The organism is Thermocatellispora tengchongensis (genome assembly GCF_014202315.1).
In the GTDB taxonomy this organism is placed as follows: Bacteria; Actinomycetota; Actinomycetes; order Streptosporangiales; family Streptosporangiaceae; genus Thermocatellispora; species Thermocatellispora tengchongensis.
The window spans coordinates 120,064-133,568 of sequence record NZ_JACHGN010000001.1 but is presented as its reverse complement, the minus strand read 5'-3'; the positions used below and the strand labels follow the sequence as shown (position 1 = coordinate 133,568).

The window sequence follows — 13,505 nt, the reverse complement described above, 5'->3', positions numbered from 1 at the left end:
GGGGTGACGACCCCTGGTCTCCGCCCGGCTCTGCTCGTGGAGAGACGCGGCCCTCGGTGCGCTCGGGCCGCGCCCGTGGATGGCACGGGCCCGGCTGGGGCTGGGGATCATGACCCGAGATAGGGGGTGGGGGTAGGCCGAGGGGGAGTGGTCGGATATCAAGGGGGGATGGACGGGCCGACCCCACGGCAGGTTGAGGATGCGTTGCGGGCTGTGCGGGCGGGGGATGATGCGGCGCTGCTGGCGTTCTTCAAGCTGCTGATCAGGGGGAAGGTGCTGATCCTGGTACGGCGGCCCGGGTGGTGGCGTGGGTGGTGGCGTGCGCGGGACGAGGTGCTGGACGTGTTGATGTTCGGCACCGAGGAGGGGGACACGATCCCGTTCTTCACCTCCGAGGAGCGGATCGCCGAGACGTACGCGGAGAATCCGGGGATCGCGCGGCGCTACCGGGTGCTGGAGGTCGAACCGCGGGCGCTGTTCGCGATGACCTCGGGGCAGCGGCTGGTGCTGAACCCGAACTGGCCCTACGGCAAGGTCTTCCCGCCGGGGGTCGTGGACCGGCTGCTCGAAGCGGCCGACGACTCGGTGACGGTGATCCACACCGGGGAGGCGCCGCCGCTGCCGCCGGGGGCCATGTCCGTGCTGGTGAAGCGGCTGGACACGATCCCCGGCGTGCACGCGGCGCACTACGGGTGGGTGTACTTCCCGCCGGGCCCGCGGCAGCTCATCATCATGCTGGTGGCGGAGGACGTGGCGAGCGTGGACGCCGCGTTCGGGGGCACGCTCACCCACCGGCTGCCCGACGGGCGGGAGCTGGAGGTGTGGATCAAGCCGCCGGGGGAGGAGCACCTGCTGGCCGGCATCCCCCCGTTCTACGTGCGCGAGCAGCGCGCCTAGAGCGAGCCGCCGCCGTCCAGGACCAGGTCCAGGCCCACGGCGAAGCCGGCGGCCGGGGAGGCCAGCCACAGGACCGAGCCGGTGATCTCGTCCAGGGTGCCGACGCGGCCGATGGGGAGCTGGGTCCTCATCCGCTCGGCCCGGTCGGCCTCGGTCTCGCCGGGGCGCATCGACATGGTGGTGTCGTGCGGGCCGGGGCTGACCGAGTTGATCCTGATCCCGTCGCCGATGCACTCCAGCGCCGCCGTGCGGCTGAGCGCGGTGACGGCGGCCTTCGACGCGCCGTACGCGGCCATGCCCGGTACGCGGATGTGCTCGCCGACGCTGGAGCTCATGTTGATGATCACCCCGCCCCGGCCGCCGGCCCGCATGGCGGCGATCTGGTGCTTCATCGCGTGGAAGACGCCGGTGGTGTTGATCCGGAACATGCGCTCCCACTCCGCCTCTGGCAGCTCCTCGACCCGGCCCAGCGTCAGCACGCCCGCGTTGTTGACCGCGATGTCCAGCCGGCCGTGGGCGGCCACGATGCCGGAGATCAGGGCGGCCACGCTCGCGGAGTCGGCGACGTCCACGGTGCGGGCCTCGGCCCGGCCGCCCTCGGCCTCGATCAGCCGCACGGTCTCCTTCAGCGCGTCCTCGCCGCGGGCGGCGGCGATCACGGTGGCGCCCTCGGCGGCGAAGCCGAGCGCGAGCGCCCGGCCGATCCCGGCGCTCGCTCCGCTGATCAGCACGGTCTTGCCGGTGAATCGGGTCATGATCGGTCCTTTCTGGATTCTCTGCTGGTGATCAGGAACAGGAGCGCGGTGAGGATCATGACGGCGGCCATGACGACCAGTGCCAGCGTGTAGCCGCCCAGGGTCGCCCGCGCCGGGCCGAGGTGGCCGAGCGAGGCGGTACGCGCCGCCGCCACCGCGACCAGCCCGGCCAGGCCGGCCGTGGGGCCGATCTCCATGGCGGTGTTGGCCAGGCCGCCGGCCACCCCGGCGCGTCCGGGCGGGGCGCCGGTCAGCGCGCTGACGGTGGCGCCGGAGAAGGCCATCCCGCCGCCGAAGGAGAACAGGGCCAGGCCGCAGAGCACGGCGGCCTGGTCGTCCAGGCGGCTGAGGAGCAGCATCGACACCGCGCCGAGCGCGAGACCCACGGTGGTGACGGCGCGGGGGCCGTACCGGGCGATCAGGCGGGCCGAGACCGGGCCCATGGCGACGATGAGCACGGTGGGCGCGAGGATGAGGCTGGTGACGGCGGGGGACAGGCCGCGTACCTGCTGCAGCCAGAGGTTGAGCAGGAACGCGCTGGTGGCGCTGGCCGCCGCGGTGACCATGATCGCGGCCAGGGCGGACAGGCGGCGCGGGTTCAGCAGGAACGGCAGGGGCAGCAGGGGGTCGGCCGCGATCCTGCCCTCGACCAGGAGGAAGGCGGCCAGGAGCGCGACGCCCGCCCCGGTGGCGAGGGGTGAGACGCCGTCGAGCAGGCCGTAGCTGAGTGCGACCAGCCCGGCGGTGGCCAGGGCGGCGCCGAGCGCGTCCAGGCTTCCGGCGGGCGGCCTCTCCCTGGCCGCGGGCAGGACGCGGTGGCGCAGCAGGGCGGCCAGGGCGGCCGCGACCGGGACGGCGAAGGTCCAGCGCCAGGTGGAGGTCGCGGAGGCGATCAGGCCGCCGGCCAGGCTGCCCGTGGTGGCCCCGGTCACCGAGAGCGTGCCCCACAGGGCGAACGCGCGCCCGCGGGCCACGGGGTCGGGGTGGAGCAGGGTGACCAGGGCGACCGCGGCGGGTGCGGTCAGCGCCGCGCCCGCGCCCTGGGCGAACCTGGCCGTGAGCAGGACGCCGTACCCGGGGGCGAGCCCGCCTGCGACGGAGGCCAGGCCGAACAGCGCGACCCCGGCGAGGAAGACCCGGCGCGGGCCGAGCCGGTCGGCCAGCCTGCCGCCGAGGAGCAGCAGTCCGGCGAACGGCAGCCCGTAGGCCGCCGAGACCAGGGCCAGCTCGGCCTGGGTGAGGCCGAAGTCGCGCTGGATGGCGGGCAGCGGCACCGCGATCAGGGTGATGCCGCCGATGAGCGCGATCTGGACCGCCCCCAGGAGGGCGAACGCTTTACTACTAGAATGATCGGTCTTGAATTCGAGCATGCGTAAGCCCCCTTGGTGGCGGCGGTCGGATCAGGAGAGCATGGACAGCGCCTGGGCGGCGGCCTGCCTCAGCCTGGCCGGGTCGGGGGAGCCCTTGGCCATGACCTTCAGTCCCTGGAGGAAGACGAGGACGAATCGGGCCAGCGCCTGCGGGTCGCGCCCCTCGGGCAGCTCGCCCTGGGCGCGGGCCCGGATGAACGCCGTGGTCAGGGCGGCCTCCAGCGCCGCCCAGTTGGCCTCGACGAACCTGGCCACGGTGCGGTCGCCGGGCAGCATCTCGGCCGCCGCGTTCACGATCATGCATCCGCGCGGCTCGTTCACCGACTCCTCGGTGTACAGCTCGATCAGCGCGCGCACGGCCGGCAGCGTGGGCCCCGGCTGGGCCAGCATCGCGATCGGATCGACGTCGCGCGCCTCGGTGTAGGCGTACAGCGCCTTCATGTACAGCTCGTGCTTGCCGCCGAAGGTGGAATACAGGCTGGCCCGCGCGATGCCGAGGTGTTCGACCAGGTCGGCCATCGAGGTCGCCTCGTAACCGCGCTCCCAGAACAGCTCCAAGGCCGCCCTCAGGGCGGCCTCGGGATCGAACTCCTTCGTCCTCGCCATGGCATCGACCCTACCTCATACGAGAACGAGTGGTCAAAAATTTATTCCCAGCGGAACAACCGGGCGGCGGCCCCACCGGCGATGAGCACGGTGGCCGCCATCACCACGAGGTCCCGGGGGTTGGGCGCGTGCCCGGCCCAGGTGTCGCGCAGGGCCTGGCCGAAGGGTGCCACGGGCAGGAAGTCGCCGATCTGGCGCAGCACTTCGGGCATGCTCTCGCGGGGCACCCACATCCCGCTGATGAACATCAGGGGGAACATGAGCACGGTGCCGATGCCCGGCGCCGCCTTGGCCGTGGGCGAGATCGAGGCGATCAGCAGCCCGAGCGCGAACAGGGAGGCGCCGCCGAGCACGAATGACACCGCGAACCCCAGCGGCTCGCGCGGCAGGCCGATGTCCAGCACCGCCCACCCGAGCACGGTCAGGATCGTCGAGGCCAGCACCGCGACCACGACGTTGATCAGCAGTTGTGCGGTGAGGAGCCGCCCGGCCCGCACCGGGGTGGTGGACATGCGGCGCAGCACCCCGCTCTCCCGGTACGTCGCCAGCGTTGCCGGCATGACGGTGAACGCCAGCGTGATCAGCCCGAGCAGCATCATCATGGACGGGAAGTGCGTGTCGATGATCCGCTGCCCGCCCAGCTCGGGCACCGCCTCCTGGAAGCGGGGAAGGCTGCCCAGGCCGAGCAGCAGCACGAGCGGGAGCAGCAGGGCGAACAGCAGCGCGGCGGGCTCACGCAGGAACAGCTTGGCCTCGACGGTGAGGATCTTGGACATGGGTCTCGTCTCCGCTCGGGGGGTCAGGGGGCGATGGTCTTGCCGGTCAGGGCGAGGAAGGCGTCGTCCAGCGTGGCGCCCTCCACCCGCAGGTCCAGCGGGCTGACGCCGTGCTCGGCCAGGGCGGCGCTCACCGCGAGGATCAGGTTGCCGGTGCCCGAGACCAGCAGCGTGCCGCCCGATTTGGTGACGTCGCTCACCTCGGGCAGCGCCTTGAGCACCGCGTCGTCCAGCGGGCCCGAGGGGCGGAACCGGATGGTCTGGTCCCGCTCCACCCGCGCCACCAGGCCGGCGGGGCTGTCGATCGCGACGACCCGGCCCGAGTCGATCAGGGCCAGCCGGTCGCACAGCCGCTCGGCCTCTTCCATGAAGTGCGTGACCAGCACGATCGTCACGCCCTCGTCGCGGACGCGCCCGATCAGCTCCCACGTGTCGCGGCGGGCCTGCGGGTCCAGGCCCGTGGTCAGCTCGTCCAGGATGGCGATCCTGGGGTTGCCGACCAGCGCGAGCGCGATCGACAGGCGCTGCTTCTGGCCGCCGGACAGCTTGCCGAACCGCTCGTCCCGCTTGCCGGCGAGCCCGACCCGGTCCAGCAGCGTCTCCCAGTCGGCGGGGCGCTCGTAGAAGGAGGCGTACAGGTCCATGGCCTCCCAGACCTTGATCTTCTCCGGCAGGACCGCGCTCTGCAGTTGCACCCCGACCACCGAGCGCAGCTCGTCGCGGTCGGCGCTCGGGTCCAGGCCGAGCACCGAGACCGAGCCGGAGTCGCGGGCGCGCAGGCCCGCTATGCACTCCACCGTCGTGGTCTTGCCGGCCCCGTTGGGACCGAGCACGCCGAAGATCTCGCCCTCCTCCACCGTGAGGGACACGTCGTCCACGACCGCCCGGCCGTGGTACAGCTTGCGCAGGTGGTTCACTTCGATGACTGTCATGGCATCGACGCTAGGAACGGCGCGCGCCGGGCGGAATCGGGCTGGACGCCGCCATGGGGTGGGGCTAGGTACACCCCCGCCGGGCGCCTGGACCCACTCCCCGTGAACCCGTCCATCGCCGAGACTGGGTGAGGGACGGAAGGAGGGGCGGATGCGCCGGTACGCTCGCAGGTACACCGTCGCGGTGGGCCGCGCGGCGATGCTGTCCTGGCTGGCGGTCGCCGGGGCGGCGCAGGCGGCCGTGAGCGTGGTCTTCCTGATCGTGTCGTTCGGGCTCGGGCTCTTCTTCCTGTTCCCGGGGCTGGCGCGGGTCACCCGATGGAACGCGCGGGCGGCCCGGCGGCGGGCGTACGCGTGGTCGGGGGTCCGGATCGACGAGCCGTACCTGCCCCCGCCGCCGCCACCGGTGCCGGGGCCCGACGGCCTGTACCGCCATGACCGCACCCTGTACAAGTCGCCGCGGGTGCCCGCGTGGAACGACCGGTGGAGGTGGGTGTTCAGCGACCCGGCCACCTGGCGCGACCTCGTCTGGAGGTTCGCCGATCCGTTCGTCGCGGCGGCGCTCGGCGCGGTGCCGCTGCTGGTCCTTCTCGGGGCGCTGGCCGCGCCCTGGTACTGGCGGTGGCCATGGGGGCCCGCGCCGCTCGCCGCCGCGGTCACCGCCCTGCTCGGCCTCATGGTCGCGGGCGCCGTCCTCGCCGCGCTGCCCTCGCTGCTGCGCGCCCACTCCCTGTGGTCGCGGGTGCTGCTCGCGCCCACCCGCAGGTCCCAGCTCACCGGTACGATGCGCCGCATCACGCGCGCCCGTACCGACGCGGCGTACTTCCAGGCGGCCGAGCTGCGCCGGATCGAGCGCGACCTGCACGACGGCGCCCAGGCCCGGCTGGTGGCGATGGGCATGACCCTGAGCGCGGCCAAGGAGCTGGCCGCCACCGACCCGGCCGCGGCCAGGAAGCTGCTCTCCGGCGCCCGCGAGGAGTCGGCGGTCGCGCTGGCCGAGCTGCGGCGCGTGGTGCGCGGCATCCACCCGCCGGTGCTGGCCGAGCGCGGGCTGGGCGACGCCGTGCGCGCGCTCGCCCTGGACAGCCCGCTCGACGTCCAGGTCGAGGCCGACCTGGAGGTACGCGCCGGGGCGCCGTTCGAGTCCGCGGCCTACTTCGCGGTCAGCGAGCTGCTGACGCACCTCGCCACGCGGCCGGGTGTGGAACGGGTGCTGATCGACATCAGTAACGAGGGCGCCAAGCTGCGCCTGACCGTCACCGACGACGGCGACCGGGCCTACGACGCGGCCGAGAGCCTGGTCGCGGGGATCGAACGGCGGCTGGCGGTCTTCGACGGGGTGCTCGCGGTGACCGCGACGGCCCACGGGCCCAGCACGGCCACGATCGAGCTGCCGCACGCGCTGGCCGGATCGATCGCCGACACCGGGCCGCGCATGCCGCTGTGGAAGCTGAGCGTGGTGGCGGCCGGTCACTCGGTGGGCTGGCTGCCGCTGTTCCCGCAGGGGCTGGTCGCGGCCATCATCAAGATCATCGATGCGGAGGAGAAGCCGGCGTGGTTCCTCGGGCTGCACGTGCCGGAGCCGTACCAGTGGCCGACGATCCTGACCATGATCGCGGTGGGCCTGTTCATGCTCGGCGCGGCGATCGTGCTGCCGATCGCCCACGGCGGCCCGGGGTCGGGCGACGACGGCTCGGGCCGGTCCTGGAGCGGGCGGGGGTGCTGAATGGAGTCGCGGGTCGCCCTGTTCGCGCGGCGCTCGGCCGCCGGGATGGCGGGCGGGCTGGTCCTGGCCGCGTTCGGGCTCGCGCTGCTGCCGGTCACGGCGGTCGTCACGCTGCTGATGCTGCTGTCGGTGATCGGGCTGGTCTTCCCTTTCCCGCCCGCGGTCCGGCTGAGCCGGTGGCAGGCCCGGCTCGGGCGCCGGATCACCCTGGCCGTGACCGGGGTGGACATCGACGAGCCGTACCGGCCCAGGCCGGCGCCGCCCGTACGCCAGCCCGACGGCTGGTACCGCGCCGATAACCGGCTGTACAAGAAGCCCACGATCCCGGCGTACACGCAGCGGCTGGACTGGCTGCTGAAGGACCCGGCCACCTGGCGCGACCTCCTCTGGGGCATCGGATTCCCGCTGGGCGCGGCCCCGGCCGCCGCCATCCCGGCCGCCATGCTCCTGTACGGCGCGGCGTCGGCGGTCGCGTCCGGGTCGCTCGCCGGGGTGGCGCTCGCGGTCGCGGGCGCCGCGCTGGGGCCGTGGACCCTCAGGGCCGCCGGGCTGTGGAACCGCGCCCTGCTCGCGCCCACGCAGCGGGCGCGGCTGGCCGGGCGGGTCCGCGACCTCGCCGAGTCGCGCTCCCAGGAGGTGGACGCCCAGGCGGCCCAGCTCCGCCGGATCGAGCGCGACCTGCACGACGGCGCGCAGGCCCGGCTGGTCGCGGTGGGCATGACCCTGGGCGCGGCGGAACGCCTGCTCGACACCGACCCCGCGGCGGCCATCGCGCTGATCGGCAAGGCGCAGGAGGCGTCGGCGACGGCGCTGGCCGAGCTGCGCAGGCTGGTCCGCGGCATCAGGCCCCCGGTGCTGGCCGAACGCGGGCTCGCCGACGCGCTGCGCGCGCTCGCCGTGGACAGCGCCCTGGACGTGACCGTGACCATCGACGCGCCCGGCGAGCGCTGCGGCGAGGCCGTGGAGGCGGCGGTCTACTTCGCGGTCAGCGAGCTGCTCACCAACGCGGCCCGGCACGGCGGCGCGACCTCGGCCGCCATCGACATGACCGTACGCCGCCGCGAGCTGACCGTGGTGGTGCGCGACGACGGCTCGGGCGGCGCCGACCCGGCGCGCGGCAGCGGGCTGCGCGGCATCGAACGCCGGCTCACCGCCCTCGACGGCACGTTCACCCTGGACAGCCCGCCCGGCGAGCCCACGGTCGCCACGCTGAGCGTCCCGGAGGCCCTGGCGCCCGAGCACGACCCGGAGCCCGAGGCGCCCGAGCGGGCCGCCGCGCCGTCGCCGTCCTGGAACCTGCGCAGGGTGACGGCCCTGGCCGGGGCCTGCCTGCTCGTCGTGCTCCCCCTGCTGCTGCCGGTGGCCGCGTACTGGCTGGTCCCGGCGCTGGCGGTGCCGTCCTGGCCCGCCGCCGTCACGACCGCGGTGGCCGCGGGCGGCGCGCTCCTGCTCGCCGGGGGTATCGTCGGGTCCGTACGGAGGGCTTGAGGGGTCACGTGAGAGTCGTCATCGCCGAAGACCTGTACCTGCTGCGCGAAGGGCTGGTCCACCTGCTCCGCGCGCACGGCTTCGACATCGCCGCCGCGGTCGAGAGCGGGCCGGAGCTGCTGAAGGCCCTGGTCGAGGAGCGTCCCGACGTCGCGGTCGTGGACGTGCGGCTGCCGCCCACCTTCACCGACGAGGGGCTGCAGGCGGCGCTGGAGGCGCGCAGGCGGGTGCCCGGCCTGCCGGTGCTGGTGCTCTCGCAGCACGTCGAGCAGCTCTACGCCCGCGAACTGCTCGCCGACGGCTCCGGCGCGGTCGGCTACCTGCTCAAGGACCGGGTGTTCAACTCCGAGCAGTTCGTGGACGCCCTGCGGCGGGTCGCGGGCGGCGGCACGGCCATGGACCCCGAGGTGATCGCCAAGCTGCTGGCCAGCAACGCCCGCAACCAGCCGCTGGCCCGGCTCACCCCGCGCGAGCGCGAGGTGCTGGAGCTGATGGCCGAGGGCCGGTCCAACGCGGCCATCTCGCAGCGGCTGTTCCTCAGCGACAGCGCCGTGGGCAAGCACACCGCCAGCATCTTCGCCAAACTGGACCTGGCGCCCTCCGACGACGACAACCGAAGGGTCCTGGCCGTCCTGGCCTATCTGAACGCCACCTGAGCGATCGCGCGAGCAGGGCGGCGTTCTGTCGGGGGCACCCGCTACCGTGCGAAAAGGTGCTGCAAGGGCCCTGGCGACGAAGGGGATGGATCAGGTGAAGTTCCGGGTCAACCGAGATGCCCTCGCCGACACCGTGGCATGGACGGCGCGGGTACTGCCCGCCCGGCCGGTCGTGCCGGTGCTCTCCGGGTTGCTGCTTGAGGCCGCCGGCGAGGAGCTGACGGTCTCCGCCTTCGACTACGAGGTCTCCGCCCGCGCCTCCGCCGAGGCCGGCATCGAGGAGCCGGGCAAGGTGCTGATCCCCGGCCGGGTGCTCGCCGAGATCACCCGGAGCCTGCCCGACGCCCCGGTCGAGATCACCACCACGTCCACCGAGGCGCTGCTCACCTGCGGCAGCGCCGAGTTCGCGCTGCTGACCATGCCGGTCGAGGACTTCCCGACCCTGCCGCGCTTCCCCCAGCGGGTCGGCGCGGTCGGCGGCGAGCTGTTCGCGGCGGCGGTCGGCCAGGTGGCGCCCGCGGCCAGCCGCGACGAGACCCTGCCGATGCTGACCGCCATCCGCATCGACATGGAGGGCGAGCACGTCGCGATGGCGGCCACCGACCGCTACCGCATCGCGGCCCGCGACTTCGCCTGGCGGCCCGAGCGTCCCGACCTGGCCGAGCACGCGATGGTGCCCGCCCGGGTCATGGTCGAGGTGGCCCGCGCGCTGCGCGGCGGCGAGGTCGTGCTGGGGCTCGGCGGCGGCGTGGCCGGGTTCGAGAGCCTGGGGCGCAGCACGACGGTGCGCCTGCTCGACGAGCAGTTCATCGACTACCGCTCCCGGCTGACCGACTCCTGGTCTATCCGGGCCGACGTGCGCACCGCCCCGTTCGTCGAGGCGATCAAGCGGGTCGGTCTGGTCGGCGAGCGCAACACGCCGATCCGGCTGTCGTTCACCCCCGGGCAGGTGCTCATCCAGGCCGGCGGCGGCGAGGTCGGCCGTGGCGCCGAGGTCGTGGAGGCCGAGCTGACCGGCGAGGACATCCAGATCGCGTTCCAGTCGCAGTTTCTGCTCGACGGCCTGTCGGGCATCGACACCGACCTGGTGCGGATCAACATGGAGTCGCCGACGCGGCCCGCCCTGATCACCACCGTCCCGGGCGACGCCCAGCCCGAATTCCGCTACCTGGTGATGTCGCTGCGGCTGGGCTGAACCCCGGCCGGATCAGTCCTCGGTCAGCGCGATCAGGATGTGCTCCATGCAGGCGTGGCCGGCGCGCTCGGCGGCGGCCACGTCACCGGCCGCGATGGCCCGGTAGATCGCGTCGTGCGGGATGTAGGTGCTGTTCAGCTCGGTGCCGGCGGCGGTGATGCTGGCCCGCAGCGCGGCCGAGAAGTCCTGGTAGAGGTCGAGCAGCACCCGGTTGTGGGTGGCCTCCACCACGGCCATGTGGAAGTTGAGGTCGGCCTCGACGAAGGCGGTGGGCTCGCCGGCCTTCCAGGCCCGCTCGCGCTCGGCCAGCGCCTCCTCGATCAGCTTCACGTCGGCGTCGGTGCGCCGGGTCGCGGCCAGGCGGGCCGCCTCCACCTCCAGCGCGCGCCGCACCTCCAGGATCTCAAGCTGCTCCGCCTGCCGGAGCCTGCGCAGCATGGCTCCGGACAGCTCGCTGGTGGCCCTGACGTAGGTGCCGTCGCCCTGACGGCAGTCGAGCAGGCCGGCGTGCGTGAGCGCGCGTACCGCCTCGCGGACCGTGTTACGCCCGACACCGAGCTGCTCGGCGAGGACCGTCTCCGTCGGGATCTTGGCGTGCAACTGCCACGATCCCGACGTGATCTGCTCCTTGAGCTGATCGATGACCTGGTCAACGAGGGAAGCCCGCTGAGCCGTGCGCAGACTCACAGTCCGCCTCCTCCGGGGAAACCAATCATCCTACGAGTCAATGACTGGTAGACCCTAATTATTCCAGACGCGGAATCACAAATCCGGAGGAGGGGTCCCGTTAGCCCGCATTCGGCACGTCCGCTTCGGCGGAGGGCCGATCCGTTCGGAGCGCAGGGCTATCGCACCAGTTCGGAATCCGTCGTCACCGCGCCGACCAGCGCCGAGCGTACGCCGACCGACTCCAGCGCCCTACGGTACGCCGCCGTCTGGTCCTCCTTCGCACCGACCCGGCCGTACAGGTCGCCCAGCTCGCGCCAGGAACGCGCCACCTGCCGGTTGGGCTCCGCGGCGCTGGTCGCGGCCTCCAGGATGCCGCGCGCGCTGCGCAGGCTCGCCACGGCGGTGCCGTTGCCCTCGCCGGTCAGCGCCACCTGGGCCAGCACGAGGTGGGCGTTGGCCGCGGTGACGCCGGGGGAGCCGGCCATCACGTCCAGCGCCGAACCCGCCAGACGGGCGGCCTCGTCGGGATCGCCGCTGCGGAGCTGCACCTGGGCCAGCACGACCAGGCTCATCGCGTGCTCGGCGGCGGTGCCGGCGAACGCCGAGAACACCTGCGCCGCCGCGCTCGCGTAGCCGCGGGCCTCGTCGAGCTGCACGTCGGTGGGCGACGACGCGGAGGCCGTCAACCGCGACCACTCCATCGCGATCCTGGCCAGGCGCACCGCCATCCGGGCCGGCCGGCCGGTCGCGATCGCGTCGTCGGCAAGGCGTACGGCCAACGCGGAGTCCTCCCCCTGCGCCGCGGTGACGCTCGCCTTCCACAACGCGTGGACCTCGGCCTCGCGGTCCACCGCGGCCGGCACGCCGTTGTCGAGCAGCACCTGGCGGACGTACGACATGCCGCCGTTGGACTGCCCCTGGCCCTGGGCCGGCGCCGAGCCGGTCTCGACCAGCGCGGACGCCAGGTCCACGGCGATCTCGCCGTGGGTGAGCGCGAGCCTGGCCACCTGACGCAGCGCGTGCCCCCCCAGGTCACGTGCGCGAAGGGTGTCGCCGGCCCGCTGGTAGCAGCGCGCCAGGGCCACGGTCAGCGGCAGGTCGGCCAGCCGCTCGGGGTGGGCCGCGGCCTCGCGGCGCAGGCGCTCATACGCCTCCACCGCCGGGCCCAGCTTGCCCTGGCTTTCGAGCGCGCGGGCCCGGCCGAGCCGCGCGTGCGCCGCGAGCAGGGCGTTCTCCTCGCCCGCGGCCTTGATGATCTCGCTGAACCGGTCGGCTGCCGCCGCCGGGTCACCGTGGTGGAGTTCGAGCTCCGCGTGACGCAGCCCGAGTTCGGTGTCGATGCGCTGACGCGGCTCGATGCCGTGCAACAGGAACTCGGTGGTGCACCCGAGGCGCTCGGCCAGCAGTCGCGCGACCACGGGGGTCGGCGTCCGCTTCCCCGACTCGATGAGGGAGACGTAACTGTCTGAAAGGTCGGGTCCGGCCAACTGGGCCTGGGACATCCGCCTGCTCAACCGCAGTCCGCGGACGCGGTCGCCAATGGATCCCTGACTCGGCATCTGATCTCTCAGGGCGGGGTAATGGTCAATGTTGTCGTCATGATTGCATAAACGGACGGAATCGGGTAACCCCACGCTGCGGAATCGTGCGGGGGCGAACCCGGTTCGCCCCCGTGATACCGACAATCAGGCACTAATCATCTGAAGGATCGGCGCCCGGGAAGAGCATCTGGCAGACCTCCAGATAGAGCGTCTCCGGGTAGGGGATGTAGTTCACCCGGGAGAGGGCCTGATCCTGACCGGCCGACTCCAGGATGAACTCCCCGTATCCCAGCATCCGGCCGAGCAGCGAACGCTGGAAGCTCATGTCGGTCACCTTGCCGAGCGGCATCATCGCGACCTTGCGCGTGATCAACCCGGTGGTGAGCAACATGCGTTTGGACGTCACGACGAAGTAGTCGACCGACCACTCCGCCACTTTCCATACAAAGCGGATCAACAACAGAAGCCAGGCCCACCATACGATGACGAGCGCCTGGCCCTGTTGGTTGTCACCGAGCCACTTACTCAGCAGCCCGGCGATGATCAGCCCGCCGAAGACCTCGCCGACGGGCCGGAGCAGCACGGCGGGGTGACGCCGCACCATGATGACTTGGTGTTCGTGGGGGAGCAGGTAGCGGTTGACCGACGACGGAGCAGAGTCTCCGTGGGTCACAAGTCTCATGACAGATGCGCCACGAACCGAGCCAGCGAATCGGCCGCGTTGTACATCGTCTCCACAGCGCCCTTGACCGCTGTGGCCGCGTCACCTGGCCGGTTGAAGAGCAGGAACGCCACGAAACCGGCTCCCGAATACCCTAGGACCTTCTTGACCTGCACTGTCGCCTCCATTGACCAACCACCCACTGCACCCGCCGTCTACATTACCCACGCCAA

General features: G+C 72.7%; 14 protein-coding genes. 5 read left to right on the top strand and 9 right to left on the bottom strand.

Features of this window, described 5'->3' with window-relative positions; genetic code table 11:
* The first annotated feature begins 168 nt into the window (after nt 1-168).
* Complete coding sequence (locus HNP84_RS00615; protein ID WP_246517694.1) at nt 169-897, top strand: SseB family protein; 729 nt, start codon at nt 169-171, stop codon at nt 895-897.
* Here the strand turns inward: HNP84_RS00615 and HNP84_RS00610 are convergent.
* Genes HNP84_RS00610 through HNP84_RS00590 form a run of 5 tightly spaced genes read right to left on the bottom strand, consistent with a single transcriptional unit; the run spans nt 894 to nt 5,336 of the window.
* Nucleotides 894-1,652 carry an SDR family NAD(P)-dependent oxidoreductase gene (locus tag HNP84_RS00610; protein WP_185047334.1) on the bottom strand — a complete coding sequence of 253 codons (759 nt, stop codon included), beginning with the start codon at nt 1,650-1,652 and terminating at the stop codon, nt 894-896. The genes HNP84_RS00615 and HNP84_RS00610 overlap by 4 nt on opposite strands.
* Nucleotides 1,649-3,022 carry an MFS transporter gene (locus tag HNP84_RS00605; protein WP_185047333.1) on the bottom strand — a complete coding sequence of 458 codons (1,374 nt, stop codon included), beginning with the start codon at nt 3,020-3,022 and terminating at the stop codon, nt 1,649-1,651. Before HNP84_RS00605 ends, HNP84_RS00610 begins: the two co-directional genes overlap by 4 nt.
* A 30-nt stretch (nt 3,023-3,052) precedes the next feature.
* Nucleotides 3,053-3,628 (bottom strand): TetR/AcrR family transcriptional regulator, encoded by a 576-nt coding sequence (locus tag HNP84_RS00600; RefSeq protein WP_185047332.1) that lies wholly within the window; start codon nt 3,626-3,628, stop codon nt 3,053-3,055.
* A 41-nt stretch (nt 3,629-3,669) separates the two neighbouring features.
* On the bottom strand, nt 3,670-4,404 hold the full coding sequence (locus tag HNP84_RS00595; RefSeq protein WP_185047331.1) for an ABC transporter permease: 735 nt from the start codon (nt 4,402-4,404) through the stop codon (nt 3,670-3,672).
* A gap of 23 nt (nt 4,405-4,427) precedes the next feature.
* A complete protein-coding gene (locus HNP84_RS00590; RefSeq protein ID WP_185047330.1) occupies nt 4,428-5,336 on the bottom strand; it encodes an ABC transporter ATP-binding protein in 909 nt (302 codons plus the stop codon).
* A 151-nt stretch (nt 5,337-5,487) separates the two neighbouring features.
* Here HNP84_RS00590 and HNP84_RS00585 point away from each other — a divergent pair, with 151 nt between their 5' ends.
* From HNP84_RS00585 to dnaN, 4 genes are all read left to right on the top strand, one after another.
* Nucleotides 5,488-7,062, top strand: a complete 1,575-nt coding sequence (locus HNP84_RS00585) for a sensor histidine kinase (protein WP_185047329.1) — start codon at nt 5,488-5,490, stop codon at nt 7,060-7,062.
* Nucleotides 7,063-8,550, top strand: coding sequence for a sensor histidine kinase (locus HNP84_RS00580; RefSeq protein WP_185047328.1), 1,488 nt, complete (start codon nt 7,063-7,065; stop codon nt 8,548-8,550).
* Between the two features lie 8 nt (nt 8,551-8,558).
* A complete protein-coding gene (locus HNP84_RS00575) occupies nt 8,559-9,206 on the top strand; it encodes a response regulator (protein WP_185047327.1) in 648 nt (215 codons plus the stop codon).
* Between the two features lie 94 nt (nt 9,207-9,300).
* Complete coding sequence (gene dnaN, locus HNP84_RS00570; protein WP_185047823.1) at nt 9,301-10,401, top strand: DNA polymerase III subunit beta; 1,101 nt, start codon at nt 9,301-9,303, stop codon at nt 10,399-10,401.
* A gap of 12 nt (nt 10,402-10,413) precedes the next feature.
* Here dnaN and HNP84_RS00565 read toward each other — a convergent pair whose 3' ends face one another.
* From HNP84_RS00565 to HNP84_RS00550, 4 genes are all read right to left on the bottom strand, one after another.
* Entirely contained in the window at nt 10,414-11,088 is a 675-nt protein-coding gene (locus HNP84_RS00565) for a FadR/GntR family transcriptional regulator (protein ID WP_185047326.1), read from the bottom strand.
* A gap of 158 nt (nt 11,089-11,246) precedes the next feature.
* Nucleotides 11,247-12,629, bottom strand: a complete 1,383-nt coding sequence (locus HNP84_RS00560; protein ID WP_185047325.1) for a helix-turn-helix domain-containing protein — start codon at nt 12,627-12,629, stop codon at nt 11,247-11,249.
* A 133-nt stretch (nt 12,630-12,762) separates the two neighbouring features.
* Nucleotides 12,763-13,293 carry a PH domain-containing protein gene (locus HNP84_RS00555; protein ID WP_185047324.1) on the bottom strand — a complete coding sequence of 177 codons (531 nt, stop codon included), beginning with the start codon at nt 13,291-13,293 and terminating at the stop codon, nt 12,763-12,765.
* On the bottom strand, nt 13,290-13,448 hold the full coding sequence (locus HNP84_RS00550; RefSeq protein WP_185047323.1) for a hypothetical protein: 159 nt from the start codon (nt 13,446-13,448) through the stop codon (nt 13,290-13,292). The genes HNP84_RS00555 and HNP84_RS00550 overlap by 4 nt, the downstream gene beginning before the upstream one ends.
* Between the last annotated feature and the right edge of the window lie 57 nt (nt 13,449-13,505).